We start from the raw sequence: 26550 nt of genomic DNA on the forward strand, positions 1-26550 counted from the left end.
CGGATGCGGGTGCGCACCCTCGACTTGATAGGCAAGTGACGGCTTGCCTATGCTGGAGTCGTGGCCGACGACCTCTTCAAAGCCCTGGCCGACCCCACCCGCCGGATCATCCTCGACGAGCTCACGGAGAAATCCGGACAGACACTGTTCGAGATCTGCTCGCGCCTGGCCATGAAGCACCAGCTGGCCATCTCCCGCCAGGGAGTCTCGCAGCACCTCGCCGTGCTGGAGGCCGCGGGGCTCGTCGGGACCAGACGGGAGGGCCGCTACAAGTTCCACGACCTGAACACGGCCCCGCTGCGGCAGATCACCGAGCGATGGCACGTGCCCGACCCATCCGGACCGGAGAAGAGCACCTCATGAAGATCCATCTGACCAGCGTCTTCGTCGACGACCAGGCCAAGGCCCTGCACTTCTACACGGAGATCCTCGGCTTCCTGAAGAAGCACGACGTCCCCGTGGGCGAGAAGGACCGGTGGCTCACCGTCGTCTCCCCCGAGGAGCCCGGCGGCACCGAGCTCCTCCTGGAGCCGGTCGGCCACCCGATCGCCCGGACCTACCGCGACACCCTCGTCGAGGACGGCATTCCGCTGGCCCAGTTCGCCGTCGAGGACGTCGGCGCCGAGTACGAGCGGCTGCGCGCCCTCGGCGTCCGCTTCACCCAGGAGCCCTTGGAGATGGGCCCGGTCACCACGGCCGTCTTCGACGACACCTGCGGCAACCTGATCCAGATCGCGACCCAGCCGGCGTAGCGGGCCGGGGCGGACCGCCCGCGCCGACGTGCCGAGGGAGGGGCGACGACCCGCCGCCCCTCCCTCGGCTCACGCCGGTGGAACGGTGCCCGTCAGGTGCCGGGCTTCGGGTAGAGCTGGTTCAGTACGGCGAAGTCGTCCGACGACGGATGCTGCGGGAACTCCGGTACGGACAGACAGCTGTTGGTGGAGCCGTTGTGGTCGAGCCCGAGGGCGTGGCCCATCTCGTGACAGGCGACGCTGCGCCGGGCCGCGTACGTGTTGGGCGTGACCTGGTCGTTGAGCTTGACCGTGACGGTGCCGTCGACGAAGTAGCCGCCCGAGGTGGACGCCTCGGTCAGGCCGTACCAGGCGGTGCCGTAGCTGCCGCTGTAGACGTGCACGCAGTGCCGGCCGCCGCCGGGGCATCCGGCGGTGTGCCAGCGGTAGTAGGCGTCGATGCCGGGCGCCTGGTACCAGTCGACCCTGGCGTCGGTGACCGGCCACGAGTCGCCGCTGTGGTCGAGGAAGTACACCTGCGGGTCGTTGAAGGGCCCGTAGGCCCACTTGTGTCCGCACCAGGCCGAGGCGGTGCCGACGACGGGCGAGCAACCGGCGATGCCGATGCCCTGGGCGCTGTTCTCGTCCTGCACGCCGCGGACGCCCTGCCGGCGCAGGCCGGCGCGCAGCTCGTCGGCCGTGACGCCCGGGGCGGGCTCGTAGATGGCGGTGTAGGTGGTGCCGTCGGAGCGCGGCTGGACCACGTAGACGGCGTCGTCCGCCCCGGCGCGGACGGACGTCGGCCCCGTCGGGGCAGCCGTGTCCGCCTGCACCGCCGGGGCCGAGAGCGCGACGACCAGCGCGGTCACCGCCAGTCCGATCGCGGTTCTCGTTCTTCGCAACATGTCGTTCCCCCTGTGGCCCGCGGCCGCCTCCCGCGCCTCCTGGCGGCGGGATCCAAGAGCGGCCGTGGACAGACGTGCGCAAGAGTGGCATGTCCTCGACAATCAGGGAACGACGTCTATCGGCCACATTCAGCGACTTTGACGCGACTCTTCGGCAGCACGTCGAAGGGCGCGGGCGTCGACGCGGGCGCCGCGGCGCGATGGGGTGTATCCAGAACGTATGGTTCCGAGACGCCTCAAAGATCTTCAGTGGTCACAGGAGCCACCGCAGGCGCTGCTGGCGGTGCCGATCATGATGATCGTCATCGTCACGGTGGTCGACATCCTGGCTCCGGCCAGCGTCCACCTCGGACCGTTCCTGGTAGCCGCACCCGCCGTCACGGCGTCGTTCGCCGGCCCCCGTACGACCGCGTACGTCGGCGCGCTCGCCGTGTCGGCCCAGGCCGTGGTCGCGGCGGTACGCACCACCCTCGTCGATCTCAACCACTCCTTTCAGCTGATCACCCTGATCCTGATGTCGGCATTCGCGACCTCGTTCGCCGCCCGGCGGGAGCGCCACGAGAAGGAGCTGACGCAACTGCGGTCGGTCGCGACGGCGGCACAGGAGGTCGTGCTGAAGCCGCTTCCGAAGCGGGTCGGCTCGCTGCGCATCGCCTCGGTGTACCTGGCCGCCGAGTCCGAGGCGCAGATCGGCGGTGATCTGTACGCCGCCGCCCGTACGGAGCACGGAATCCGGATCGTCATCGGCGATGTCCGGGGAAAGGGCCTCGAAGCGGTCGGGGACGCCGCCCTCCTGCTCGGCGCCTTCCGGGGCGCGGCCCACAGACAGGCCGACCTCGCGGCGCTCATGAGCTTCCTCGAGGGCACCGTCTCCTCCGACCTCGACGACCCCTCGGCGCGCGACGCCTCGGCCGAGGACCGCGGCGAGGCGTTCATCACCGCCGCGGCGCTGGACGTCCCGGATCACGAGCCGGTTCTCCACCTGATCAACTGCGGGCACCCTCCGCCGCTGCTGCTGCGCGGCGACCAGGTCCGGCCCCTCGCCGTGCGGCACCCGGCACCACCCCTGGGCCTGACCGAGTTCGTGGAGACCGAGCTCTCCGAGGAGACGTTCGCCTTCGACCACGGCGACATCGTCCTTCTCTACACGGACGGTGTGATCGAGGCCCGGAACGCCGACGGCACGTTCTATCCGCTGACGGACCGGGTGGCGGGCAAGGCCGCGGAGCACGGTCCCGACGCTCTGCTGGCCCACCTGTGCAAGGACCTGATGCGGCACGTCGGCGGACATCTGGGGGACGACGCCGCCATGGTCGCGATCGAGCGCATGCCGCGCACGTCCTGAAGTCGCGGATCCCCCCTTGCCGCATGCCCCGCGCCGGCCGCTCGGCTCCGGCGCTCCGCCAAAAGGGCACGACCGGACATCCTGCCGCCCGACCCGTCGTTGAGCCCGGCATGAAGATCATCACTGCCGCGGTACTCGCCGGCGCGGCTCTCCTCATGGCCGCCGCCCCCGCCTCCGCCGACGACGGGCCCATCGACTTCGGCATCTTCCAGGGCGTCAACGACACCAAGGGCTCCAACAGCACGGACGCCGGCACGACCTGGGGGCAGAACGGCGGCGGGACGGGCGGAACCGTCCCGAAGTCGGCCCTCACCATGCTGGTGGAAGACCTCGCGTGGCCCGGCGGGCAGTGACATGACCGGGCCCCGGAGCACGGTGCGGGCGGGTTGCCTCCCCTCACCGTGCTCCGGGACAGCGGTCGGATCGGTCAGGTCAGCGCGACGGGATCGCGGCTTCGGCCGCCGCCTTGATCCGAGCACCGAAGCCGGGGGCGTCCTTGCGGGCGGCGGACAGCGCCAGGCCGACGAGGAGCTTGCCGAGACCGTGGCCTTCCAGAACATTGAAGATACGGACCTTGGTCCTGCCGTCGCCCAGCGGCTCCAGGTCGTAGCCGCCCTCGCCGGCCGTGACGATGTTCTTCGACACCTCGGCCCAACGGATCCTCGCCGGCGACTGGAGGTCGGTGATGCGGAACTCCCTGGCCGTCTTCATCCCGGCGTCCTTGACCGTGCTGCGGAAGACCGTCCCCACGGTGGTCGGGGCGTCGGGAACCCGCTCGATCTTGAGCACACGGGGGCTGAACTGCGGATCGTTGCGTCCGTCCGCGAGGTAGTCGAACACCGCATCGACAGGTCGATCGACCTCGAACGTCGCCTCAAACCGTCCTGCCATGAGCACTCCTCGATCGCTTGAGCCCGCAGCGTGCCCGCGACTCTCCCGCAGGCCGTCCGCCGGGCTCCGGGGCCGGGGCCGGGGCCGGGGCGACCGGACCGAAGGCACCCGGGGGCACCGCTCGTGGGCGTACGAGAAGCCGCGCCGCCCGTCCTGTCGTGGCGGCACCGCGACTCTATGGGGCCACTGGGCATCGCGCGAGACGAACGGCCCGAACACGCGCCCGAGATGGCCGGGCGGGGCCCCTGCGCGCACGGCCCGCACAGCGCGCCGCTCGTACGGCTGGCGTGTGCGGGCCGCAGGTGCGGGCCGGTGCGCGCAGGGGGTTCGCTGCCCTTCCTACGGCCGGTTCCGCCTTGCCCGCGGAGAGAGGCTGACGGTGAGGGGCGCCGCGGTGAAGACGGAGGAGTAGGTGCCGACCGCCAGGCCGATGAGCAGGGCCAGGGCGAAGTCGGTGAGGGTGTCGTCGGCGAGGACGGCCAGGGCGGTGAGGATGAGGGCGGCACCCACTCCGGTGTTGACGGTCCTCGGCAGGGTCTGGAGGATCGCCTGGTTCGTCAGGCGGGCCAGTGGTGTCCTGCCGTCCCGGGCGAGGAGTTCTCGGATACGGTCGAAGAGAACCACCGAGTCGTTGACCGAGTAGCCGATGACGGTCAGCAGGGCGGCCAGGAAGACGCCGTCGATGGGCTTGCCCAGCCAGGCGAAGACGCCGACGAGGATCACCACGTCGTGGACCAGCGCACCGACGGCCGCGGTCGCGAACCGCCAACGGAACCGGACCGCCAGGTAGAGCAACTGGGCACCCAGCGCGAGAGCGAGGGCGATGACCGCGTTACGGCGCAGTTCGTCGCCCAGGCTGGGACCGATCAGCTCGTCACGGACCTTGTTCGTCTCCCCGCCGAGGCCGCTGATGGTGTCGGTGACCGTGGCCGCCTCGGTGTCGGTCAGGGTCCCGGTGCGCACCGTCAGGGCGGTGTCGCCGGAGGACTGCACGACCGCGCGCGGGAATCCGGCGCCGGTGAGTGCCTCACGGGCCCGGTCCGGGTCGACGGCGGTGGTCGTGGAGTACTCGATCAGCCGGCCTCCGGTGAAGTCGATGCCGAAGTCGAGGCCGCGGGCCAGGATGCCCGAGGCGGCCACGACGAGGAGGGCGGCGGAGGTCGCCAGCCAGCGGCGCGGACGGCGCATCAGGAACGGGTCGCGGCGCAGCAGTCCGTCGCGGACCCGTCCGGTGTCCGCGATGCCGGTGAGGCGGGGGCGCCGGTGCACGGCACGCCGTCCTGCCGCGTACTCGGCCAGGACGCGGGTGACGACGAGGGCGCTGATCATGGAGGCGAGGACGCCGATGCCGAGGGTGACGCCGAAGCCGCGGACCGGGCCGGAGGCGTGCACGAACAGCAGGGCGGCGGCGACGAGCGTGGTGATGTTGGAGTCGGCGATCGCGCTGAACGCGCCGCGGAATCCGGCCGTCAGGGCCGATCGCGGGGTGGCGCGGTTACGGGCGGCGTACTCCTCGCGGGCCCGTTCGAAGACCAGGACGTTGGCGTCCACGGCCATGCCGATCGCCAGGACGAACCCGGCGAGACCGGGCAGGGTCAGGGTGGCGCCGAGCGCGGCGAGCGCGGCATAGGAGATCAGTCCGTAGCAGAGCAGGGCCGCGGTCGCGAGCAGGCCCATGAGCCGGTAGACGGCGATGACGAACAGCGCGGTCAGGGTGGTTCCGATGACGGCGGCCCGGGCCGCGGCCTCGATGGCCGCATCGCCGAGGGTGGCGCCGACGGTGCGCTGTTCGACGGTCTCGACCGGTACGGGCAGGGCGCCGCCGGAGATGAGCAGCGCGAGTTCGCGGGCCTCGGCGTCGTCGAAGGAGCCGGTGATCTGGGTCGTGCCGCCCGGGATGCCCGTACCGCAGGTGACGGACGGGTCGACCTGCGGCGAGGAGATGATCTTGTTGTCGAGCACGATGGCGACCCGGCGCTGCGGGTCCCCTGCCGGGTGGCAGGCGGCCTGTGCGGTCACGTCCCTCCAGGCGTCGCTGCCGGTGGCGGTGAAGTCGACGGAGACGTGCCAGCCGGTGCCGCTCTGCTGGTCGAAGCGGGCCGCGGCGCCTTTGACGTCCTGTCCGGTGAGGGCGGCCGCCTTGAGCCGCAGGGGTTGTCCCGACTCGTCCGGCAGGGTTTGCGTCCTGGCCGGCTCGGTCGTGTCGGCCGGATCGGTGGGCGGTTCGGTGGGCGGTTCGGTGGCGTCGGGCGCGTCGGGTGCGTCCGGCGCGTCGGGTGCGTCCGGCGCGTCGGCCGGATCGGTCGACGGTGGGGTGGGGGTGCCGTCGGGGGTTCCGGACGGATCGGTCGGTGTTGATGTGGCGGCGCCGTCGTGGGTAGCGGACGGGTCGAGGACCGTGTGGATGGTGAGCTGTGCCGTGCGGCCCAGGACGTCGGCTGCCTTCTCCGGGTCCTGTACGCCCGGCAGTTCGACGAGGATCCGGTTGTCGCCGGAGCGGACGAGGGTGGGTTCGGCGACGCCGAGCGCGTCGATACGGCCCCGCAGCACCTCCAGGGTGCGGTCGGTGGCCTCGCGGTCGGCCTCGACGGTGTCGGTGGAGCGGGTCTCCAGCGTGATCTGGGTGCCGCCTCGTAGATCGAGACCGAGGCGGACCGGTGTGGTGAGCGCGATGGCCAGCGATACGGCGATCACGGCGAGGGCGAGCAGCGCACGCGCGCGCAGGGAGTTCTTCCGGCGTTTCAACACAAGCCTCCGGCAGGCATGTCGCGGCAGCGCCGGCGGGCAGCAGAGAGCGGCAGCGGACAGGCGTCAGCTGCGCGGGGCCCGCGGGGCCGCGACGAGGTAAGGGGTGATGGGGTGCTTCAGGTGCCGGAGAGCGCCGGAGGAGCCCGGCCGCGATCGTGGGCCGAACGGTAGAGGGAGAGGGGTGCGGGCGCGGGTGCCGCCGCGGTGCGGGCGCCGACGGCGGGGCGGCCATCGGCGACATCACCGGCATCGGTGGCGTGGCGATCCGGTGGGTCGAGGCGCTCGCCGAGGGGGTCGTGCCGGGGCCTGGCCTGCGTCGCGCAGCCGGCGGCGCACGGGTCGTCCGCTCGGGTGCCGTTGTCCGCGAGTTGCGTACTCGTGGCCACCGTGACCGCCGTGACCGCAGTGGCCGGGTCGGGCCCTTGGCCGGGAGCGGCGGGGATGGGGTGGGCGGGCACCATCGCCAGCAGGACAGCGAGGAGGAGGGTGAGGGTGGCGGCGAGCCGGTGAACGGCGGTCGGTGGCCGGTCAACGGTGGTCGGAGGCCGGTCAACGGTGGCCGGTGGCTGGTGGCCTGGGACCGCGCCCCGGCCCCGTCGGCCGGCGGTCGATGGCCTGTCAACAGTGGTCGGAGGCCGGTGGCCTGGGGCCGCGCCCCGGCCCCGTCGGCCGGCGGTCGGGGCGGTGCGGAACGCCGGGCGCATGCACCGTCCCTCTCTCGTTGTTCGGATCTGGTCGGTCGGCGCCGGGAGCGCGGACGTCAGGGCTCGATGAGACCGGAACGGATGGCGTACCGCGTGAGTTCCAGCCGGTCGCGCAGGCCGAGTTTGTGCAGCAGGTTGGCGCGATGGCGATGCACGGTCTTGACGCTGATGAAGAGCATCTCGGCGATCTCCTTGGAGGAGTGGCCCTCGGCGACGAGTTTGAGGACCTCCTCCTCGCGCGGCGTGAGAAGGCGATCGGCGTCCTCCTCGCCGTGCCGTACGCGATCCAGGTAATTGCGGATCAGGGCGGTCACCGCGCCGGGGTACAGGAACGGCTCGTTGCGCATCGCGGACCGGCAGGCCGCGACCAGGTCACGGTCGGCCACCGACTTCAGCACGTACCCGCAGGCCCCGGCCTTCAGCGCCTGGAACAGGTACTGCTCGTTGTCGTGCATGGTCAGCATCAGGATGCGCAGGTCCGGCTTGAGCGCGCTCAGTTCACGGGTGGCCTGGAGGCCGGTCATGCGGGGCATGGCGATGTCGAGGATGGCGAGGTCGATCTCCCGCTTCCGGGCCTCCTCGACGGCCTCGGCGCCGTCACCCGCCTCGGCGACGACCTGAAGGTCGGGTTCCCGGTCGAGGATGAGGCGTACCCCGCGGCGCACGAGCGCGTGGTCGTCGGCGAGGAGGATGCGGATCGGCGTCGGGGCGGCGGACGCCGAGGTGGCCGAGGTCGGGGCCGGAGCTGCGGTGGGTTCGGGCGGCATCGGATCGCGCATGGTCAGGGCTGCTTCCTGGGGACTGGTGCGGTGAGCCGGACGCGGGTTCCGGTGCCGGGTGTGGAGGCGATGTCCAGGGTCGCGCCGGCGAGCAGCGCCCGCTCGCGCATGCCACGGATGCCGGCACCCTCGCAGACGGCCTCCATGCCGCGGCCGTCGTCGGCGATCTCCAGCACCACCGCGTCGTCGGTGCCGTGCAGGCCCACCTCCACCCGCTGGGCGTCGGCGTGCCGGGCCGCGTTGGTCAGGCTTTCCTGCGCCACCCGGTACAGGACGAGTTCGCTCTCGTGGTCGATGACCGGCAGGTCGCCGTCCAGGCGGCGCACGACACGCAGCCCGGTGTGGGTGGCGAAGTCCTGTGCGAGCGAGGTCAGTGCGCTGACCAGGCCCAGGTCGTCCAGGACGCCGGGGCGCAGGCGGCGCACCAGGCGCCGCACCTCGTCGAGGCTCTCCCGGGTGATCTCCTGGGCCTGCTGGAGGTCCTCGCGCAGCGGCTCGGGGGCGTCGTCCGCGGCACGCTTGAGCACCAGCAGGATCGCGGTCATGCTCTGCCCGACCTCGTCGTGCAGTTCCTGGGCGATACGGCGGCGTTCCGCCTCCTGGGCCAGCAGCGCGCGGGCGCTGGACGTGGCGCGCTCGTGCTCCAGCCGGTCGAGCATGGCGTTGAAGGTGCGGATCAGCTCGGCAACCTCGCTGCCCGCGGCGCCGGGCACGGGCAGCCGCTGGCCGGGGCGGAGCAGGTCGACGGTGGTCATGAGGCGGGTCAGCCGGTCCAGCGGGGCCAGGCCCCAGCGCAGCAGGGCGCCGTTGGCGACCAGCATGACGGCCAGGCCGCCGACCAGGATCATCGCCTCGGTCAGCAGCACCGGCACGGAGACGGTCACCGGCGCCCACAGCAGCAGCGCCGTGGCGATGCCCAGCACCAGGGCGTTCAGCCCGAAGATCCGCCAGAACAACGACACGGGGTGATTCCTCCTTCTATGACCCGACCCTAACCAGCCCGGCTGCCGGCCATCACACCCACCCCTGGCCGGGCGTCGCGTCATCGGGCCCGATCGATCTCACCCAGCCTGCCTCGCCCTCGCGCGCGCGGTCGATGGGGTCGGGTCCCCATTTCCCAGGTCATGCGATACCCATCCGCCGTCCGGGCCGCCGGAGTGCCCGCCGCCCTCCAGAGGCCGGTCACAGCATGGTCATCGCGGTCCCGGGCGGTCATCGTGACCCCGGGTGGTCGTCGCGTGGTCATCGCGGTCCCGGGCGGTCGCCGTGACCTCGTGTGGTCATCGCGGTCCCCGGCGAATGGGGCCTGCGCCCGATGGGTTTCCGACGCCCCGCGGAGCAGAGTCGATGGTGTCAGGGCCGTCCGGTTCGGCCGGACCGCGGTCTCCACGGAAGCCCGCGGGACGGCGGACCGGGCGGCCGTGGCCGCGCCCGTCCCCTGCTGAGAAAGGACCCCGTCGTGCCGCTCGACACCTCCCAGACTCCCCAGGCGCCCAGCACTTCCCGGATCTCCCCGGCACCCAGCACTTCTCAGATCTCCCCGGCACCCAGTCCTTCTCAGACGCCCCGGACGGACCGCCGCCCCGGTCAGCCGACCGCTCATGAGGCCCGTCAGCGTCTGGAGCATGCCCGCAACAGCCGGTTGGCCCAGCTGGAGGCCCTCGGCGAGACGGGCCAGAGCGCGGACGACCACCTGCTGTCGGCCCAGGCCGAGGCGATCCGGCGGGTGCTCAAGGAGATCGACGAAGCGTTCACCCGGATCGACGAAGGCACCTACGGCTCCTGCCTGGGCTGCTCCAAGCCCGTACCCGCCGAACGCCTGGAGATCCTCCCGTACACCCGGTACTGCGTTCCCTGCCAGCGCCGGGCCGCCGCCTGATCGAGGGTCCCTGCGACCCACCCACTCTGAGCGACTCAGATCGATCCTCTGTGGCTCCGACCGGGTCCGCTGCGACTCGGACGGACCAACCCTGACCCGACTTCCTCTCCTGCCCTGCTCAAAGGGGTGAAGTGGTGAACCACCAGACCGTCGGCGACCGTGCCACAGGCGACCGTGCCGCGCACCTGTCGCCCGAGGACCTTGCCGCGCTCCGGGAAAACCTGCACGAACAGCGTCTGTTCCGTCAGGACCAACTGCGCCAGATCGCCGCTGCACCGCGCGCCGAGGACCTCCTCGGCCGGCGCTCCGCGGCGCAGGCCGAGGTGCACGTCAAACTCGCCGCGTCCGCGCGCATGGTGCTCGCCGACGTGGAGGCCGCGCTGCGCCGCATGGCCGACGGCAGCTACGGGACGTGCCATCTGTGCCGGCGGGCCATCGACCGCGAACGGCTGACGATCGTTCCGCAGGCCCGCTACTGCGGCCGGTGCCAGCAGGTGCGCGAGGCCGGACGATGACCCTCCTCCCCCGCCCACAGACCGGCCCTTCCGCCGGCCACCCGCCCCGGCCCCGGCCCTGGCCCCGGCCGCTGTGCCGGCAGTGCTGCGGTCTCGCGCTCGAGCCCCTGCGTCCCGACCTCACCTACCGGCTCACGGGCAGCCTGCACGCGCCCCTGAGGCCCGTGCCCGCACCGCACACGGCGGCGATCCGCGGCGCCGCCAGGATCCTGCAGTCCGCACAGGCCCATCCCTCGGCAGGGTTGACCACTCACCCGCCGGGCCCGGACTCCGGCTGACCCCGCCCCGTCCCCCACCTGCCACGGCCGGTGCCGCTCCACCGGCCGTGGCACCCCCGATCGTCCACAACTCCCCTCGACGGAGGGCGACTTCGACGTACGACGGCCCGGAGGACAGCCGTCACCCGCCCCCTCCTCGCCCCTCCCCGGCCCCGGAAGGAGAAGCCCCGTGTCCGGCGCGATCCCACCCGCGCAGCCGCCTCCCGACCCACCGCACCCCTGGGTGCATCCCCTGTCCCTCTGGCAATGGCGCCACAATCCGCTACGGCGGAGCACCGACCGTCTCCAGGGCTGGATCGCCCTGGCCCTCCTGCTCCTTGTGCCGTTCCTCGGCATGGTCGCCATGTTCACCATCGGTGACGCCGCCTACCGGCACTACGTCACGACGGCCGCCAACCAACGGCAGACCCGGCACCTGACGACCGGCGTGCTCACGCACGACGCCCCGCGCCACCCCGAACCCGGTTCGGCGGAGGCGAGGAAGACGCGCTACCCGGCCACGGTCCGCTTCACCGACCAGCAGGGCCGGACCCGTACCGCACGGACCGACGTGCTGCCCGGACTGAGCGTGAACAGCGAGGTCGACGTATGGGTCGACGCGGACGGCAGCCTCACCGAACCGCCCCTGGCCGCCGAACAGATCCGCAGCCGCACCATGGGCTGGGCGATCCTCGCCTTCCTCGCCGTCGCGATGGCGGGTGGCGCCGTCTACGGCACCGCCGCCCACGTCCTGCACCGCCGCAACATGACCGAGTGGGAGTCCCAGTGGGCGGAGACCGAGCCGCGTTGGACCACGTCGCCCTGAGCAACCGCCGGGCCGCGCCCGCCTACACGGGGTTCAGGTCGGCTTGCACCAGGTCGTGGTCCGAGTACCGGGACGGATGTACATGCTGCTCGAGTGCCGCGAAACCGCGGAGAAAGACGTAGTCGAACTTGAGCTGCCAGTCGGTGGTCGTCTCGCAGACGCCGGTGGCTGAGGGGCGGCACTGCGGATCCGCGTCCTCGGCCAACGTCCACATCTTCGCGAGTTCGGGGGAATCCGGTACGGCGTTGAAATCACCGAGGACGATCGCCCGGTCGTACCGCCTGACCTCGGGAGCGAGTACGCCGATCTGCTCCGCCCGGAACTCCTCCTGACGTCGGTGCGCGAGGTGCGTGTTGAAGACGCGGACCGACTGACCGCCGACCTCGGTGGTGACCGCCATGTACCCGCGGTCCTCGGATCCACCGTCGGGGTACTCCACGTTGACGTGGTCCTTCATCGGTGCCACCGAGAGAATCGCCTGGCCGTAGCCCCCGGGTTTCCACGGCAGTCCCCCGCAGCGGCCCCAACTCCGCAGAACCGTCCCGTACTCGACGTGGTAGACCAGCCCGTAAAGGCCCTCCAGATAGTCGCGGATCTTCTCGACGTCACGCACGCACGCCTCCTGCAGGCCGATGACCTGGGGGGCGTAGGTGGCGATGTCCGCCGCCCGGTCGGCGTTGCTCACCTCGCAGGGATTGCAGATGTTCCACGTCATGACCCGGTTCGGTACGACGTCCCTGACGGCCTCGGCGGGCAGCGACCTGCCGAAGAGACCACCGCTGGGCGTGCTGGGGCCGACGAGCACGATGAAAGCCACGACCACGGCCCCCGCGAGCAACCGCGAGCCCCTTCCGAACACCGACGCCTCCTCAAGTGCCTACCCATGGCATCGCACATCTCCTGAAACGAGGTTAAGAGACGAACCTGTCAGAGCCACACGCAGCTCGGAGCCCGTGCAGCAGGTGCGGCACTCAGCACATCTCGCCGATCTGCATCGCTCGCGCCCGCTCTCCGGGGTTCTCCGAGCGAATAGAGAACCACTCCCGTCCTCCAGCCCAGCAGGCCACGCCTGTTAGCGCTCCTGCGCGCGTACGCCCCCGTTCTTCGCCGACCGGATCGCCTGCCGCAAAGCTGTTCCGTGGATGGTGGTGTCAGGTGTACCGCCCTTCCGGTGCATAGGCCTACTGATCTTCGCGGACGTTCCTGGAACCGTCGGTGGTATCGATTCCGACGGAGGAGCAGCGGTGATACAGAGGAAGAAGAGCGGCTCGAAAATGCGCACAAGGCTGCTGGTGATGATCACGGCCGTGGGCTTGGTCGGCACCGGGGTGGCCAACGTCGCGGTGGCGGATCCGTCCACCCGGTCGCCACTTCAGAAGAGCATCGACTCGCTGGTGAGCCAGGAGAAGTTCCCCGCGGTGACGGCCTGGGTCGACAAGGGCGGTCGTACGGAGTCCGTCGTGGCCGGGACGGCGCGGCTGGGCCGTCAGGTGCCGGTGCCGCGTGACGGTTACGTGCGCGCCGGCAGCAATACGAAGACGTTCACCGCGGTCGCGGTCCTGCAACTGGTCGCTGAGGGGAAGGTCGTCCTGGACGAGCCGATCGAGACCTACCTCCCCGGCCTGGTGCGCGGGGAGGGCATCGACGGTCGCGACATCACCGTCCGGCAGCTCCTGCAACACACCAGTGGCCTGCCCAACTACACGGAGCACATCGGGCTGGAGAACTTCGCGAAGATCCAGCACACGTTCTTCCACCCACATGACCTGGTCAAGGCCGCTCTGGCCCACCCGGCGAAGTTCCCACCCGGCACCAAGTGGGAGTACAGCAACACCAACTACGCGTTGGCCGGACTCCTCATCGAGCAGGTCACCAAGCGCCCCGTACAGGAACAGATCACCGAACGCGTGATCAAGAAGGCGGGCCTGCGCCACACCTACTGGCCGCAGCCGGGCGACCAGAGCATCCGCGAGCCCCACGCGCACGGTTACGCCCTGAGCGACGCGCAGTCGGGCAAGGTCATCGACGCGACCGAGATGGATCCGTCCTGGGGCGGAGCCGCCGGCCAGATGATCTCGACGCCGAGCGACCTCGCCAGGTTCGCCCGCGCCCTGCTCGACGGCACACTCCTGCCCACGGAGGAGCTTGCCGAGATGCGCAGGACGGTCGACGCCCCGCTGCTCCCGGGATGGCGGTACGGACTCGGCGTGTTCAGCGTCCCGCTGAGCTGCGGAGGCGTCTACTGGGGCCACGGCGGCGACATCGACGGGTACGAGACCCGCGGCGGCGCCACGGACGACGGCCGCTCCGTCGGGCTCGCGGTGACCGCGTTGCCGGGAACCTTCGGCGATGCCGAGAAGGGGGCTCTGGCCGTGATGAAGTCCGTGGACACCGCGTTCTGCAAGTGACCGCGATCGCGGGGCCTGCTGACCGGGACCGAATGGACCGAACGGGCCCACCGGATCAACCGGACCCACCGGACGGACGCGTCGTCGGCAGTCGGGCGGCCGGGCCCCGTACCGCCGCCAGTGCACCGACCGCGTCCCGCACCCGGTCGGCCACCTCGTCCACGGAGAGCCCGGAGCAGTCGATGCGCTGCCCCGTGAGATCGGGGTGGGTCCGTGTCAGCCAGTCCAGGACGGACTCGTAGCGCTGCCGTGCCGCCGTGAGGAAGGCGGCGGTCTCGTGCAGTTCGCTGTCGCGCAGCCGTTCCCCGGTCCGTCGCAGGGCTTGCTGGACGGGCAGGTCGAGCAGGAGGACGCCGTGGGGTGGTGTGACGCCGAAGCGGTGCGTGAGCCGGTCGAGCATCTCCTCGGGCGGCCGGGTGCCCAGGCGCAGCAGTTCCTCGCCCAGTGTCCAGGGGTCCGTGTGCCCGGTGCGGGCCTCCAGCCAGGCGCGGACCGCCCGCGCCGCGTCCGGCTCCTGCTCGTGCCACCAGGCCGCGACGTCGCTTCCGGGCTCGTCGTTCCGCGCCAGGTGCCCGAACAGGGGCAGGTAGACCAGCGGGTCGACGAGGGGGTGCCGGTCGGCGAGCACGATCGCGGACCGGTGGGCCGCGTGCCGTTCGCCGGGGCCGTACAGGCACAGCTGGAGGAAGAGCACGGCGACCTTCAGCTGGATCCGGCCCACGGCGTCCGCCGCGGCCGAGGCGCCGGCCAGCGCCCTGGACAGGCCGGCGAACGGACTGTTCGGATCGTCGTGGCCGCGGACGGCGTGCACGACCGCGAAGCCGTCCCGCTCGGCGGCCCGGCGCAGCACGGTGGTCTTGCCGCTGCCGTCTATGCCCACCACGGCCACCCGCATCTCACTCACCGTCCCGGGTGCGGGCCAGGTCCCACAGACGGAACGCGGTGTGCACCACGCGCGGCAGGAACGCGAACTCGCGGTGGGTGTGGCCCGTGGCGTAGAGCGCCAGACGGCTCATCAGGAACGTGCGCAGCGCGACGCGATAGCCCCGGTGCCGCTCTGCGGCACCGAAGGTTCGGGCTGCCTCCGGCGCTGTCGTCGTCAGCGCGTCGGCGTGCACGGCGAGCAGGTCGTCGACGTCTTCCGCCGTCGCCTCTGGCCCGAGGGTGAACGCCAGCAGTTCCACGACGTCGCGCTGCGGCACGTCGACGGTGGCGAGTTCCCAGTCGTAGACCACCACGCGTCCGTCATGGCGCGCGATGTTGCGCGGGTTGAAGTCGTTGTGGACCAGGGTGCGGGGCAGGGCGTGCAGTTCCTGCGTCCAGTAGCCGGCGTCCTCGGCGATGCCGAGCAGGATGTCGAGGCGGGCCCGGTCGATCAGATCGGGGTGGTCGGCGGCGGCCTGACGGGCCAGGGCCTCCCACAGGTCCCGCGCCTTGGCGAGGAAGGCGGGCTCCGGCGGCCCGTGCAGCCAGCCCTCGGCCAGGAGTTCCTGGTCGCGGCCGAGCCAGTGGCCGTGCACGGGGGCGATGGCACGCAGCGCGTCGGCGATCCGGTCGCGGGTCCACGGGGCGCCGTCGTCGCGCAGGCGTTCCATCAGGATGACGTAGGCCTCGCGCTCGTCGTCCTCCAGCAGGCCGTAGCAGCGCGGCAGCAGCCCGGTCAGGGCGGCCTCCGGGCGCCGGTAGACCGACAGTTCGCGGCGGTGGGCGGCGGTGAACTCGGTGTCGGCTCCCCAGCGGTCCCAGGCCGTGGCCACCTCCGGTCCGCACAGCGAGAGCAGCTTGGCCACGCCGGAGACGATCTCGTCGCCGCGTGGCTTGACCTTCGCGACGAGCTCCAGGGTGGTGGGGCCGCCCCGGCCAGGGGTGAGTGTGACCGTCAGCGGATGCAGGCCGGTCAGTTTGCGGCGCTCGGCGAGCGCTCCGAGTTCGCTGGAGATCCCGTCTCCGTGGAGTTGCGCGGCCTGCCGGACCCGGGTGACGTGCAGCCGCGGGTCGTCGAGGCGCTGGGCCATCGCGGGTTGCAGCAGCGTCGCGTCCAGATCGCCGGGCTGGAGGAAGTCGACGCGGCGGGCCCGGCCGAGCCGCTGGTGTGCCTCGGCGAACTGTCCGCTGACGACCGCGGCCATGGTCGACAGGTCCAGGGCGAGGGCGAACCCCGCGACGATCTCCGCGAACCGGCGGACGCCGCCGGCGCCCGCGCAGCCGAGGGCGGTCAACACATCGCGCTGGGGCGGCAGTGCGGTGCCGCCTCCGATCGTGCCCACCACCAGGTTGGGCAGCAGGATCGTGGCGACGAGGTCGTCGCCGTCCTGCTCCATGGAGAAGATCGACACCCCGGACTCGTGCACGCAGGCCACGTCCTGGCCGGTCGCCACGAACAGTGCGGCGACGATGTTCGCCGCGTTGACGCCGTACCCGGTCATCCCCGCCTGCTGGGCGCCGAGGACCGTCGTGACATGGCTCTTGACCATGGCCTCGGGCGTCGTCTTGAGCACCGCGGCCACGACGTGCCGGGGCAGGCTGCACTCCGCGGTCACCCGCGTTCCCCGGCCCGCCAGCAGCGATACGGCGGCCGTCTTCTTGTCGCCGCTGAGGTTGCCCTCCAGGAGCGTGCCGCGCGGGCGCAGGCTCTCGTCCGCGCCGAGCTCTTCGCTGATCCATCGGCAGATCTGCCAGGTCGCCGCCGTCGTCATGTTCTGCCCGGCGGCGTCCGCGGTCTCGAAGACGAACCGGACATGCAGGTGCCGGCCGATCTGGTAGGGGTCGACGTCGATCAGCCGGGTGTGCCGGGAGACCAGACGTACCTGCTGCTCCAGCCGTTCGCGGTGCGCGTGCAGCCAGTGGGTGAACCGCTGCGCCGCGGGGATGTCGGCGAACTCGAACGCGGGGGCCCTGGTCATCCGCTGCGACAGCACGCGGGTGGTGACCCCGCCCGACTCGGTGACGGCCCGTGCGCCGCGGGAGGCCGACGCCACGAGCGCGCCCTCGGTGGTGGCGAGCGGGGCGACGATGCTCCCGCGCACGGAGTCGCCGGCGAACAGCAGGGGGCCGGCCAGGCCCATCGGCACTTCGACGGAGCCCACGAAGTTCTCCACGTTGCCGACCAGGTGCTGAGCGCTCAGACCCGTTCGCCCGAGTGACGGCAGCTCCGCGCCGCTGCGTCTGCGCAGCCACTCCAGCCGCTGTCTGCGGGCGTCCTCGGTGTACTGGCCCCTGCCGGGGATCACGTCGGTCATGCGGCCTCGCCTTCTCTCACGCGGCCCGCCCGCGACGACGGGGTCGTGCGGCCGGGCGGAAATCGTCGTCCTGCCGGCGGCCGGTCAGCCGCGTTCGCGCACCTGACCGCGCCGCCGCGGCATCACGCGGCCGCCCGCGAGGCGGACGCGACGAGCCGTTCCCACGCCTGCTCGTCGGGCAGGAAGACCCGGTCCTTGACCCGGGGCGGACGCTGCCCGGCCCGCACGGCCCGCTCCCACTCCCGCAGGAAGCCGTCCGGGTGGACGGGGATCACCTCGAGCGGGCCGATCCGGCCCGAACGCCGGCCGTTCCGGTAGCCGGGGCACTGCTCGGCCAGCCGGGTGTCCAGGGCGCCGGCCAGGTCCGGTGCGCCGGCAGGCCCGCGAAAGCCACGGCGACCTGGTGGTGACCGCCTCCCCCGTCGGTCGCCACGTGGAAGGTCGCGTTGCGGATCTCGGCGCCGGTGTCGTGGCAGGCGGTACGCAGCGCGCGGACGGCGACAGCCTCGGTCAGCCGCTCGCCGGCCACGGAGCGGACGACGTCACGTCCGGCGTACTCGATGCGTGGTGTACGTCCCGTGGTTCCGACGACGCGGACCACGTCACCGACCGCGCACCGGTACAGGCCGCCGACGTGGGTGAGGACGAGGTGGTAGTCGTGGTCCGCCTCCAGTTCGGTGGCGGCGAGCGTCTCGCTGTCGGCGGTGACGGGTCCGTCCGCCGGCACGAACTCGTAGACGCAGCCGGGCAGATAGAGCGGCGCGCCGGGCCGGAGGTCCACCGGTACGGCGGCCGGCCCCTCGCAGGAGGCGACGGGCGCGCCGAACAGCCGCACGCCCGGTCCGTACGTCTCGCGCACCCGTGGCAGATAGAGCGAGGCGAGCGCGCTGTTCCAGACGAGGATGGCGCTCAGGCGGGGCCAGAGGTGGTACGGCAGGAGCGTGCCGAATCTCCGTGCGTAGCGTTCGATGTCGTCGGCGCGCCCGGGGTCGGGCCGGGTGTGCGGCCGGCCGTCGAGTGTGCCGGCCCTGATGTCCGCGACGAGCCGGGGCCAGAGCGTGCGCAGCATGTACGGCAGCCCCGCCACCATGGCCGGGTTGACGCCGATGACGATACGGATGTCCTGCTCGGCGGCGAGGCGGAGCTTGTAGTAGCTGCGGTCCCAGGGGCCGGCCGTGGCCAGTTGCTCGGGTATGCGGCTCCACTCGGCGTCGTTGCCGGGTCCGACGGCGGAGTCCTCGCCGAACTCGCGGTAGTCGAGCTGGCTGGCGCCGATGTGCGGCTGACCGTGGCCGGTCCGGGCGATCGGCGCGGTCGGGTCCTGCCACAGGTTGAGCACCGCGCCGGGCGCGGCGAGGGCTTGGGGCAGCGTCTGCAGGAGCGGGGCGAAGGCGGCGTGGTAGAAGGGGAGGAAGGTCCACCGCAGGTAGCTGCGGGTGACGGGGATGTGTTTCTCCCGGCCGGTGCTGCCGCTGGAGGAGAAGTAGACGACGGGCTCGTCCGCCGTCAGCACTGCCTGCTCACCGCCCATGGCCCGCTCGACCCACGGCATGAGCGCCTCGTGCGTGCGGATCGGCACGGCCCGGCGCAGGTCGTCGAGGCCGCGCACGGAGGCCAGCCCGTGTTCCCGGCCGAAGGCGGTGTCCGCGTTGCGCCGCAGGATCCGGTCGAGGAGGTCGCGTTGCACGTCCTCGGGGTGGTCCAGGGCGGCGAGGAGGCGGCGGTGTTCCGCCAGAACGCGTTCGGCGCGCATGTCAGTGGTCTCCTTCGCGGCGGTCCGATGTCAGTACGCCGTACAGGCGCAGCCGGGCGGGATCGGTGTGGCTGGGGGCGATCCGCGTCTGGACCGATCCGGCGCGGGACGGGTCGAGCGCGTCAGGGAAGTCGTCGGGGTGCAGGTCCGGACGGTGGGCGAGGCGGAGCGTGTCGCCGGGGCGGACGAGTCCTCGCAGGGCCGCCTCGGCGATCAGGTGGTGGGCGTGGACGAGGTAGGCCGCGGTGCTGACCCCGCCGGTCGCGAGGACCGCGTCCACGGTGCGCCCCGAGGGCGGTCCGTGGACGGTGAGCGCGGTCGGTCCGTCCGGTACGTCGATCGGGGCGGGCGCCTCGAAGGTGCGTAACAGGCGGGACAGCGAGTGGAGTTCACCGCGTCGGGCCGGTCCGTACCAGGCGAGGCCGGCGGTGGGCGTGGCGTGCCGGTACGGGTGCCGGGCGGCGAGGGTGGCGGGGCGCCCGGCGAGGAACACGGTTCTGCTGAACGTGCGGTACCAGCCGTCGGCCGTGGCGGAGGGGAGGTCGAGGGCGAAACGGGCGGCTCCGGCGAGGAACGCCGGCACGTCGAGGTCGGCCACCACGACGGCCGCGCTCAGCCCGTGCCTGACCCGTGCGTCGCCCAGACCGTGCCGGGCGGCCGCGACACGGGCCCATGCGGCGGTGGCCAGCGGGCCGGTTCCGGTCGGTCCTGGGGCGGACGAGCGGGCTGCGGAGAGGCCCCGGGCGGGCGGCGGGGCATGGTGTGCGGTCACGTGTAGATCGCCCGCAGGTGCGGGGTCGGCGCGAGGGGCCGGCGGCCCAGGAGGGAGGCGGTGAGCCGGTAGGGGTCGACGTATCCCGGCCGGGTCCGCAGCCGGGCGAGTACCGCGTCCAGGTGACGGCCGCCGCGGTGGTCGCCGTCGGATGGTGCCCCGTCTAGCAGGCGGGCGGCTCGCCCCACGCACCGGCGCAGCAGGGGCAGGTGGAAGGGCTGGGGCGAGTGCCGCTGGAGGCAGGCGGCGAAGTACAGCCGCATGCCGAGCCGGTAGGCCGCCCGGTCCGCGGTGCCGGGGGTCGCGGACAGGTCGCCGAGGGTCGCGCCGCGCCAACCGCCGTGTCTGCTGGAGCGGGTGGAGCCGGCCAGGGGGACCCGGCCGAGGGACAGTCGGGCGGCGCGTGCGCCGAACTCGGCGAGGACGCGTGCGAGGAGCACGTAGTCGGCGGTGAGGTCGTCGTCGTGGACGAGAAGGAACATCCGGTCGGGGCGGATCATCGGGATCAGGTCGCGCAGGATCGGCAGCAGGTAGTTGGGGTGGCCGTCGGCGCCCACGAGGCGGCGCAGGGGCAGTCCCCAGCGGGCCCCGTCCAGGTGGACGGGGCCACCGAGGCTCCGGTGGTCGACGAGCAGTCCGCGGCCGGCCAGCAGGTCGAGCGCGGCGGGTGCGGAGAGGGACAGCGGGCGGTCGAGGCCCAGGCCGGGGTCGGCCACGCCGAGCAGGTCCAGGTCGGCGCGCCACAGGTCGAGCATGCGGCGGCCGGCGGGGTGGATCCAGCCGGTGTCGTCGGCGCGGGCCAGGTACGCGTCGAGGGCGTGCGGCCGGCTCCGGGGGCGGCCGGCGTGGTAGCGGACGTAGCGCTCGCCTATGCCGGTGGCTGTCTCGGTGCTCCAGTCGGTGTCCGGTTCGGTGAGGTCGAGGTGGCGCCAGAAGGCGGTGGACTGGGCGGTCACGGTGGCCGTGCGGTCGTTCCACACCAGGCGGACCGGGGTGAGCCGGGCGCTGGCCTTGACCAGGACATCGGTCCAGAGCAGTCCCTTGATGTGGGTCGGCGTGAGCGGTTTGGTCGGCGTGATCGTCACCGGCGCCACGACGAGTTCGGTGACCGCCCGCCGGTCGACGCGGGCGGTCCTTGGTGGCACTTCGGCCGGCACGAGGTACTCCTCTCTGGTCCGGGTGCGGTCCGTGTCAGGCGCTGAGGTGGGCGCGCAGGATCTCGGCGGTGAGGAAGGCCAGTTCGAGGGACTGGGCGGCGTTCAGGCGGGGGTCGCAGGCGGTCTCGTAGCGGGTGCCGAGGCGTTCGTCGACGATCTCGTCGAGCTCGCCGCCCAGGCACTCGGTGACGTCGTCGCCGGTGAGTTCGAGGTGGACGCCCCCGGGGTGGGTGCCCACCTCGGCGTGCGCGGCGAAGAAGTCGCCGATCTCGGCCGTGATGTCGGTGAGGCGGCGCGTCTTGTATCCGCCGGCCGACACGAAGGTGTTGCCGTGCATAGGGTCGCAGGCCCACACCGGCAGATGGCCGGCCTCCCGGACGGCCCGCAGCAGCGGAGGCAGCAGATCGCCGGAGCGCGTGGCTCCCATCCGGGTGATCAGCACCAGCCGCCCGGGGGTGCGGTGCGGATCGAGGCGTGCGCACAGCGCGCGCAGTTCCTCCGGTGTGGTGGACGGCCCCACCTTGATCCCGACCGGGTTGGCGACGCCGGAGAGCAACTCCACGTGGGCGCCGTCGAGCTGCCGGGTGCGGTCGCCGATCCACAGCAGGTGGGCGCTGGTGCCGAACCAGGCGCGGCGCTGCTCGTCGTACCGGGTCAGCGCCTGTTCGTAGGCCGGCAGCAGGGCTTCGTGCGACGTGTACAGCCTGGTCTGGTGCAGGACCGGCTGGGCGCCGGTGTCGATGCCGCAGGCGTTCATGAACCGCAGTGCCCAGGTGATGTCGTCGGCCGCTTTCTCGTAGCGGCGTCCCGCGGCGCTGCGCCGGACCGACTCCTGATTCCAGGCGTGCACCTGATCGAGGTCGGCGAAGCCGCCCAGGGTCAGGGCGCGCAGGACGTTCAGCGCCGCGGAGGAGTGGTGGTACGCGCGCAGCAGACGGTCGGCGTCGGGGCGGCGGGCCTCGGCGGTGAACTCGGGGCCGTTGACGATGTCGCCGCGGAAGGCGGGCAGTTCGACGCCGTCGACGGTCTCGGTGGGGCGGCTGCGCGGCTTGCCGAACTGGCCCGCGATCCGGCCGACCTTCACCACGGGCAGCCCCGAGCCGAACGTCAGGACGATGGCCGACTGGAGGATCACCCGCAGCTTGCCGCGCACACCGTCCTCGGTGCAGGAGGCGAACCGCTCGGCACAGTCGCCCGCCTGCAGCAGGAAGCCTTCGCCGGCCGCGACGCCGGCGAGTTCGCGCCGCAGGTCGAGGATCTCCCCCGGCAGCACGAGCGGGGGCTGGAGCGCGAGGGTCTCGGTCACCCGCCGCAGCGCCCGCGGGTCCGGCCAGTCGGGCTGCTGGGCGGCCGGGTGGTCGCTCCAGGAGGCGGGGGTCCAGCCGGGCGGGCCCGGGTGGGCGGGCCGGGTGCCGGCGTCCCGGTCGGTCGGGGGCGGCGGGGAGGAGGGAGCGGGGAGAAGCGTCATGTCATCAGTTCCTTGATCGTGGCGCCCGGGTCGCCGGACCGCATCAGCAGCTCTCCGACCAGCACCGCGTCCACACCGGCCCCGGCCAGTGCGCGGGCGTCCTCGGCACCGCGGACGCCGCTCTCGGCGACGAGGACGCGGCCGGCGCCGACCCGGGGGCGCAGTCGGGCGGACAGGGTCCGGTCGAGGGTGAAGTCCCGCAGGTCGCGATGGTTGACGCCGATCACGGTGGCGCCGGCCTCGAGTGCCGTGTCCACTTCCTCGGCGTCGTGCGTCTCGACCAGCGCCTCCATGTGCAACTCCCGCGTGCGGGCCAGGAGTTCGGTGAGCCGCTGGGCGGAGAGGGCGGCCACGATGAGCAGGACGGCGTCGGCACCGAGGGCGCGGGCTTCCAGGAGCTGGTACTCGTCGGTGATGAAGTCCTTGCGCAGGACGGGCAGTCCGCTCGCGGCGCGGGCGACGGACAGGTGCTCGGGGCGGCCGCCGAACCCGTCCTCGTGGGTGAGCACCGACAGCGCGTGAGCGCCGCCGTCGCGGTAGGCGCGGGCCCGCTCCGCCGGCCGGTAGTCGTCGGTCAGTGCTCCCTTGGAGGGGCTGCGCGGTTTCATCTCGGCGATGACGGCGAGGCCCGGTTCCCTGAGGGCTGCGGCGAAGTCCCGTGGCGCGGGCGCCGCCGCGGCCGCCCGCGCCACGTCGGAGTCGGGGCGGACCCCTCGGCGGTGTGCGGTCTGCCGTTCGGCCTGGGTGACCAGGGTGGTGAGGAGGTCGGTCATGCCGGGACCTCCAGCGCGACGGCGGGGCTGTGGGAGGTGCGGGCCCAGTCGGTCAGCAGGGCGGCGGCCGCGCCGGTGTCGACGGCCTCGGCGGCCCGGCGCAGGCCGTCGTCCCAGGTCTCGGCGGCACCGGCCACGCGCAGCGCGGCGGCCGCGTTGAGCAGCACGACGTCGCGCGCCGGTCCCGGTTCGCCGGCCAGCACCCGGCGGATGATCGCCGCGTTGACGGCGCGGTCGCCGCCGGCCAGTTCCGCGGGGCGGGCGGGCCGCAGACCCAGCTCGGCGGGGTCGAAGCGGTGCCGGGTGCGGTGGCCGTCGCGCAGCTCGACCAGGTGGGCCGGGCTTCCGGTGCTCAGCTCGTCCATGCCGTCCTCGCTGTGGAACACCAGCGCGCGGGTGACGCCGAGCCGGTGCAGCACCTCCGTCATCGGCTCGACCAGGACGGGGTCGGGTACGCCCAGGATGCGCAGCCGGGCGGCGGAGGGGTTGAGCAGCGGCCCGAGGAGGTTGAAGACGGTGCGGGTGCCCAGCTCGCGGCGGGGGCCGGCGGTGTGCCGGAAGGCCGGGTGGAAGACGGGTGCGAACAGGAAGGTGATGCCGGTGGTGGCCAGGCAGGCGGCGGCCTCGTCGGCGCCGAGGTCGATCCGGACGCCGAGCTCTTCCAGTACGTCCGCGCTGCCGCAGGCGGAGGAGGCGCTGCGGTTGCCGTGCTTGGCGACCCGTACGCCGCAGGCACCGGCCACGACGGCGGCCGCGGTGGAGATGTTGAAGGTGTTCAGGCCATCGCCGCCGGTGCCGCAGGTGTCCAGCACATCGCCGTCGACGGGCAGAGGTGTGCTGAACTCCAGGGCGGCGCGGGCCATTCCGGTCAGGTCGTCCACGGACTCCCCGCGCACGGTGACGGCCAGGGCGAAGCCGGCGATCTGGGCCGGCGTGGCCTCGCCGCGCATGATCACGCGCATCGCGGCGGCGGCTTCGTCCTCGGTGAGACGGCGGCGCGTGAGGTGGCGCAGTACGTCAATCATCGCTGAGCTCCAGGAAGTTCGCGATCAGCTGTTTGCCCTCGGGGCTGAGTACCGATTCGGGATGGAACTGGACGCCGTGCGTGGGGTGGTGCCGGTGGCGCAGCCCCATGAGGGTGCCGTCCGGGGTGGTGGCCACCGCGAGGAGTTCGTCCGGCAGGTCCCCCGGCGCGACGACGAGCGAGTGGTAGCGCGTGGCGGTGAAGGGGTCGGGCAGTCCGGCGAACACCCCGCTGCCGTCGTGGTGCACGGGCGAGGTCTTGCCGTGCATGGGGGTGCCGCGCACCACGCTGCCGCCGAACGCGGCCGCGATGCTCTGGTGGCCGAGGCACACGCCGAGAATGGGGAGCCGGCCGCTCAGGGAGCGGACGGCCTCGACGGAGACGCCCGCTTCGGCGGGGGTGCCGGGGCCGGGTGAGATCAGCAGCAGGTCGTGGGCCGCGAGTTCGGCGACCGTGGTGGCGTCGTTGCGGAACACCACGGGTTCGCCGCCGAGTTCGGCCACGTAGTGCACAAGGTTGTAGGTGAAGGAGTCGTAGTTGTCGATCACCGCGACCCGGGGTCGGGCGGGTGGCGCCGTGGGTGCGCCGGTGGCCGTCACAGCTGTGCCTCCGCTTCCGCCCGGCGTACGGCCGTGATCATGGCGCGGGACTTGTGCAGGGTCTCGCGGTACTCGGCGGCGGCGTCGGAGTCGGCGACGATGCCGGCGCCGGCCTGGACGTGGACCTGTCCGCCGGCGACGACGACGGTGCGCAGGGCGATCGCGAAGTCGGCCAGGCCGTCATGGCCGGCGAACCCGACCGCGCCGCCGTAGACACCGCGCTGCTGCGGTTCGAGCTCCGCGATGATCTCCATGGCCCGGATCTTCGGGGCGCCGGACAGGGTCCCGGCGGGGAAGGCGGCGCGCAGGGCGTCCAGCGAGGTGCGGCCCGGGGCGAGCCGGCCGGAGACGGTCGAGGACAGGTGCATCACGTGCGAGAAGCGCTCGATCCTCATGAGCTGCTCCACCCGGACGGTGCCCGGTTCGGTGACCCGGCCGAGGTCGTTGCGTCCGAGGTCGACGAGCATCACGTGCTCGGCGCGTTCCTTCTCGTCGGCGAGCAGTTCGTGCTCCAGCTCCAGATCCGTCCCGGGGTCGGGATGGCGCGGGCGGGTGCCGGCGAGCGGACGGGTCTGCACCTGCTCGCCGTCCGCCTTGACCAGCAGCTCCGGCGAGGCGCCGATGATGTGCCGCCCCTCCCCCAGGCTCAGGTGGTACATGTACGGCGACGGGTTGGTCGCCCGCAGATGGCGATAGAGGTCGAGGGGCGGGGCGGCGAGGGGCCGGCTGAGCCGCCGGGAGAGGACGATCTGGAAGGCGTCCCCGGCCGTGATGTGAGCGCGGGCCCGCTCGACCCGCTCGGCGAACTCACGCTCCGTCAGGTTCGCCGTCCAGCCGGACAGGTCCGCGTCCGCCGCGGGATCCGTGCGCGGCAGGGGGCGACCGGTGAAGCCGGGCAACGGGCCCGCCGCACGCAGTCGTTCGCCCAGGCGCACGATCCGGGCGACCGCGTCGTCGTAGGACTCGTGGGCGGGCCGGTGCAGCGTGATCAGCAGGACCCGGCGCGTGGCGTGGTCGAAGACGACGAGGTCGTCCACGGACAGGAACGCGGACTCCGGCAGTCCGGGCGGCGCGCCCCCGGCGACGGGCAGCGCCTCGAAGTGACGTGCCGACTCGTAGCCCAGGTAGCCGACGACGCCACCGTGGAACGGCGGCAGCCCCTCGGTGGGGGCCTCGCTGCGGGCGAGCCGGGCCTGGATCAGGGTCAGCGGGTCGCCGTCCGGCAGGGGGATCGGGGCGGGCCGGTGGCCGACGTAGGAATAGCGTGCCACGCCGCCCGAGACGGGCACGCTCTCCAGCAGGAACCCGGGTTCGTCGGGCCCGCACAGCTGGGCGAACGCGGTGACGGGGCTGATTCCGTCGGCCAGGAACTGCTGGTACAGCGGGACGACGTCGTAGGTGCGCCCCAGTTCGGCCGCCGTTGCCCGGTCCGGCTGGGTGGCCCGCGCCGCCTCGGCCGTGACCGCCGCGGATTCTTCGGTGAGTTGGGTCGTCATTTCGCCTTCCTCGGCAGGGCCGGCGCGGTATTTCTCCAGGCTGTTCGCCGCAGACTGTGGAGGTGGCCCGTCATTCCCTCTCGACGGACACGACGAAGGCGCCTTGTACCTTCGCCGTACCTGCGGCATCGGTGCCGCGTCCGTTCTTTGACTCGAATTCAAGAGCAATGCCGGCGTGCGGAAAGCGCAGGACGGCCTGACTTACGGCACGAACTCGGCCGGCACCGCGGGGGATTCACCCCCGGCATCGCGACGCGCCGGGTGTCGTGCCGGAACACGGG

The 26550-nt window shown here is 72.5% G+C and carries 26 protein-coding genes; 8 read left to right on the forward strand and 18 right to left on the reverse strand.

From position 1 onward, the window contains the following. The first annotated feature begins 60 nt into the window (after positions 1–60). Together ACGFW6_RS10875 and ACGFW6_RS10880 are read left to right on the forward strand one after the other, a co-directional pair. Entirely contained in the window at positions 61–363 is a 303-nt protein-coding gene (locus ACGFW6_RS10875) for an ArsR/SmtB family transcription factor (RefSeq protein WP_393506849.1), read from the forward strand. Continuing rightward, entirely contained in the window at positions 360–752 is a 393-nt protein-coding gene (locus ACGFW6_RS10880; protein ID WP_393506851.1) for a VOC family protein, read from the forward strand. Before ACGFW6_RS10875 ends, ACGFW6_RS10880 begins: the two co-directional genes overlap by 4 nt. A 92-nt stretch (positions 753–844) precedes the next feature. Here the strand turns inward: ACGFW6_RS10880 and ACGFW6_RS10885 are convergent, their stop codons facing one another. Continuing rightward, positions 845–1636, reverse strand: coding sequence for a matrixin family metalloprotease (locus ACGFW6_RS10885; RefSeq protein ID WP_393506852.1), 792 nt, complete (start codon positions 1634–1636; stop codon positions 845–847). A 220-nt stretch (positions 1637–1856) separates the two neighbouring features. Here ACGFW6_RS10885 and ACGFW6_RS10890 point away from each other — a divergent pair, with 220 nt between their 5' ends. After that, complete coding sequence (locus ACGFW6_RS10890) at positions 1857–2981, forward strand: PP2C family protein-serine/threonine phosphatase (RefSeq protein ID WP_393506854.1); 1125 nt, start codon at positions 1857–1859, stop codon at positions 2979–2981. 110 nt (positions 2982–3091) lie between these two features. Then, positions 3092–3334 carry a hypothetical protein gene (locus ACGFW6_RS10895; protein ID WP_393506856.1) on the forward strand — a complete coding sequence of 81 codons (243 nt, stop codon included), beginning with the start codon at positions 3092–3094 and terminating at the stop codon, positions 3332–3334. Positions 3335–3413: 79 nt separating this feature from the next. Here ACGFW6_RS10895 and ACGFW6_RS10900 read toward each other — a convergent pair whose 3' ends face one another. From ACGFW6_RS10900 to ACGFW6_RS10920, 5 genes are all read right to left on the reverse strand, one after another. After that, positions 3414–3872, reverse strand: coding sequence for an SRPBCC family protein (locus ACGFW6_RS10900; RefSeq protein ID WP_393506857.1), 459 nt, complete (start codon positions 3870–3872; stop codon positions 3414–3416). Positions 3873–4211: 339 nt separating this feature from the next. Continuing rightward, entirely contained in the window at positions 4212–6620 is a 2409-nt protein-coding gene (gene secD, locus ACGFW6_RS10905) for a protein translocase subunit SecD (protein WP_393506858.1), read from the reverse strand. Between the two features lie 116 nt (positions 6621–6736). Continuing rightward, complete coding sequence (locus ACGFW6_RS10910) at positions 6737–7081, reverse strand: hypothetical protein (protein WP_393506859.1); 345 nt, start codon at positions 7079–7081, stop codon at positions 6737–6739. A 299-nt stretch (positions 7082–7380) separates the two neighbouring features. After that, on the reverse strand, positions 7381–8103 hold the full coding sequence (locus ACGFW6_RS10915) for a response regulator (RefSeq protein ID WP_393506860.1): 723 nt from the start codon (positions 8101–8103) through the stop codon (positions 7381–7383). 2 nt (positions 8104–8105) lie between these two features. Further along, positions 8106–9065: a HAMP domain-containing sensor histidine kinase gene (locus ACGFW6_RS10920; protein ID WP_393506861.1), complete on the reverse strand. Its 960-nt coding sequence runs from the start codon at positions 9063–9065 to the stop codon at positions 8106–8108. A 572-nt stretch (positions 9066–9637) separates the two neighbouring features. Here ACGFW6_RS10920 and ACGFW6_RS10925 point away from each other — a divergent pair. The 3 genes from ACGFW6_RS10925 to ACGFW6_RS10935 all read left to right on the forward strand — a co-directional run bounded on the left by ACGFW6_RS10925 (position 9638) and on the right by ACGFW6_RS10935 (position 11580). After that, complete coding sequence (locus ACGFW6_RS10925; RefSeq protein WP_393506998.1) at positions 9638–9982, forward strand: TraR/DksA family transcriptional regulator; 345 nt, start codon at positions 9638–9640, stop codon at positions 9980–9982. Between the two features lie 131 nt (positions 9983–10113). Further along, entirely contained in the window at positions 10114–10497 is a 384-nt protein-coding gene (locus ACGFW6_RS10930) for a TraR/DksA family transcriptional regulator (protein WP_393506862.1), read from the forward strand. Between the two features lie 447 nt (positions 10498–10944). Beyond that, on the forward strand, positions 10945–11580 hold the full coding sequence (locus tag ACGFW6_RS10935; RefSeq protein WP_393506863.1) for a hypothetical protein: 636 nt from the start codon (positions 10945–10947) through the stop codon (positions 11578–11580). 22 nt (positions 11581–11602) lie between these two features. Here the strand turns inward: ACGFW6_RS10935 and ACGFW6_RS10940 are convergent, their stop codons facing one another. Beyond that, positions 11603–12439 (reverse strand): endonuclease/exonuclease/phosphatase family protein, encoded by an 837-nt coding sequence (locus tag ACGFW6_RS10940; RefSeq protein WP_393506864.1) that lies wholly within the window; start codon positions 12437–12439, stop codon positions 11603–11605. A 415-nt stretch (positions 12440–12854) separates the two neighbouring features. On the opposite strand from ACGFW6_RS10940, the gene ACGFW6_RS10945 reads away from it, so the two are divergent. Next, complete coding sequence (locus tag ACGFW6_RS10945; protein ID WP_393506865.1) at positions 12855–13988, forward strand: serine hydrolase domain-containing protein; 1134 nt, start codon at positions 12855–12857, stop codon at positions 13986–13988. A gap of 55 nt (positions 13989–14043) precedes the next feature. Here ACGFW6_RS10945 and ACGFW6_RS10950 read toward each other — a convergent pair whose 3' ends face one another. The 11 genes from ACGFW6_RS10950 to ACGFW6_RS11000 all read right to left on the reverse strand — a co-directional run bounded on the left by ACGFW6_RS10950 (position 14044) and on the right by ACGFW6_RS11000 (position 26269). Continuing rightward, positions 14044–14883 (reverse strand): hypothetical protein, encoded by an 840-nt coding sequence (locus ACGFW6_RS10950; RefSeq protein ID WP_393506866.1) that lies wholly within the window; start codon positions 14881–14883, stop codon positions 14044–14046. 1 nt (position 14884) lies between these two features. Further along, a complete protein-coding gene (locus ACGFW6_RS10955) occupies positions 14885–17227 on the reverse strand; it encodes a hypothetical protein (RefSeq protein WP_393506867.1) in 2343 nt (780 codons plus the stop codon). Between the two features lie 122 nt (positions 17228–17349). After that, complete coding sequence (locus tag ACGFW6_RS10960) at positions 17350–17502, reverse strand: hypothetical protein (protein ID WP_393506868.1); 153 nt, start codon at positions 17500–17502, stop codon at positions 17350–17352. Next, positions 17499–18980 carry a GH3 auxin-responsive promoter family protein gene (locus ACGFW6_RS10965; protein WP_393506869.1) on the reverse strand — a complete coding sequence of 494 codons (1482 nt, stop codon included), beginning with the start codon at positions 18978–18980 and terminating at the stop codon, positions 17499–17501. The genes ACGFW6_RS10960 and ACGFW6_RS10965 overlap by 4 nt, the downstream gene beginning before the upstream one ends. A gap of 1 nt (position 18981) precedes the next feature. Further along, positions 18982–19752, reverse strand: a complete 771-nt coding sequence (locus ACGFW6_RS10970; RefSeq protein WP_393506870.1) for a DUF6182 family protein — start codon at positions 19750–19752, stop codon at positions 18982–18984. Next, positions 19749–20909, reverse strand: coding sequence for a hypothetical protein (locus tag ACGFW6_RS10975; protein ID WP_393506871.1), 1161 nt, complete (start codon positions 20907–20909; stop codon positions 19749–19751). The genes ACGFW6_RS10970 and ACGFW6_RS10975 overlap by 4 nt, the downstream gene beginning before the upstream one ends. A gap of 34 nt (positions 20910–20943) precedes the next feature. Then, positions 20944–22377 (reverse strand): class II 3-deoxy-7-phosphoheptulonate synthase, encoded by a 1434-nt coding sequence (locus ACGFW6_RS10980; protein ID WP_393506872.1) that lies wholly within the window; start codon positions 22375–22377, stop codon positions 20944–20946. Continuing rightward, a complete protein-coding gene (gene trpC, locus ACGFW6_RS10985) occupies positions 22374–23150 on the reverse strand; it encodes an indole-3-glycerol phosphate synthase TrpC (protein WP_393506874.1) in 777 nt (258 codons plus the stop codon). The genes ACGFW6_RS10980 and trpC overlap by 4 nt, the downstream gene beginning before the upstream one ends. Next, positions 23147–24175 carry an anthranilate phosphoribosyltransferase gene (gene trpD, locus ACGFW6_RS10990; RefSeq protein WP_393506876.1) on the reverse strand — a complete coding sequence of 343 codons (1029 nt, stop codon included), beginning with the start codon at positions 24173–24175 and terminating at the stop codon, positions 23147–23149. Before trpD ends, trpC begins: the two co-directional genes overlap by 4 nt. Next, positions 24168–24773, reverse strand: a complete 606-nt coding sequence (locus ACGFW6_RS10995) for an anthranilate synthase component II (RefSeq protein WP_393506878.1) — start codon at positions 24771–24773, stop codon at positions 24168–24170. Before ACGFW6_RS10995 ends, trpD begins: the two co-directional genes overlap by 8 nt. Further along, positions 24770–26269, reverse strand: a complete 1500-nt coding sequence (locus ACGFW6_RS11000) for an anthranilate synthase component I family protein (protein ID WP_393506880.1) — start codon at positions 26267–26269, stop codon at positions 24770–24772. Before ACGFW6_RS11000 ends, ACGFW6_RS10995 begins: the two co-directional genes overlap by 4 nt. Between the last annotated feature and the right edge of the window lie 281 nt (positions 26270–26550).

This window comes from Streptomyces sp. Y7 (assembly GCF_043195415.1).
Classification (GTDB): domain Bacteria; phylum Actinomycetota; class Actinomycetes; order Streptomycetales; family Streptomycetaceae; genus Streptomyces.

What these genes read in the sequence shown, in the direction of transcription:
- ACGFW6_RS10880 (WP_393506851.1), top strand. Translation starts at nt 360, where the DNA reads ATGAAGATCCATCTGACCAGCGTCTTCGTCGACGACCAGGCCAAGGCC.
- ACGFW6_RS10885 (WP_393506852.1), bottom strand. Translation starts at nt 1,636, where the DNA reads ATGTTGCGAAGAACGAGAACCGCGATCGGACTGGCGGTGACCGCGCTG.
- ACGFW6_RS10890 (WP_393506854.1), top strand. Translation starts at nt 1,857, where the DNA reads ATGGTTCCGAGACGCCTCAAAGATCTTCAGTGGTCACAGGAGCCACCG.
- ACGFW6_RS10895 (WP_393506856.1), top strand. Translation starts at nt 3,092, where the DNA reads ATGAAGATCATCACTGCCGCGGTACTCGCCGGCGCGGCTCTCCTCATG.
- ACGFW6_RS10900 (WP_393506857.1), bottom strand. Translation starts at nt 3,872, where the DNA reads ATGGCAGGACGGTTTGAGGCGACGTTCGAGGTCGATCGACCTGTCGAT.
- ACGFW6_RS10910 (WP_393506859.1), bottom strand. Translation starts at nt 7,081, where the DNA reads ATGGTGCCCGCCCACCCCATCCCCGCCGCTCCCGGCCAAGGGCCCGAC.
- ACGFW6_RS10915 (WP_393506860.1), bottom strand. Translation starts at nt 8,103, where the DNA reads ATGCGCGATCCGATGCCGCCCGAACCCACCGCAGCTCCGGCCCCGACC.
- ACGFW6_RS10945 (WP_393506865.1), top strand. Translation starts at nt 12,855, where the DNA reads ATGCGCACAAGGCTGCTGGTGATGATCACGGCCGTGGGCTTGGTCGGC.
- ACGFW6_RS10950 (WP_393506866.1), bottom strand. Translation starts at nt 14,883, where the DNA reads ATGCGGGTGGCCGTGGTGGGCATAGACGGCAGCGGCAAGACCACCGTG.
- ACGFW6_RS10955 (WP_393506867.1), bottom strand. Translation starts at nt 17,227, where the DNA reads ATGACCGACGTGATCCCCGGCAGGGGCCAGTACACCGAGGACGCCCGC.
- ACGFW6_RS10965 (WP_393506869.1), bottom strand. Translation starts at nt 18,980, where the DNA reads ATGCGCGCCGAACGCGTTCTGGCGGAACACCGCCGCCTCCTCGCCGCC.
- ACGFW6_RS10980 (WP_393506872.1), bottom strand. Translation starts at nt 22,377, where the DNA reads ATGACGCTTCTCCCCGCTCCCTCCTCCCCGCCGCCCCCGACCGACCGG.
- trpC (WP_393506874.1), bottom strand. Translation starts at nt 23,150, where the DNA reads ATGACCGACCTCCTCACCACCCTGGTCACCCAGGCCGAACGGCAGACC.
- trpD (WP_393506876.1), bottom strand. Translation starts at nt 24,175, where the DNA reads ATGATTGACGTACTGCGCCACCTCACGCGCCGCCGTCTCACCGAGGAC.
- ACGFW6_RS11000 (WP_393506880.1), bottom strand. Translation starts at nt 26,269, where the DNA reads ATGACGACCCAACTCACCGAAGAATCCGCGGCGGTCACGGCCGAGGCG.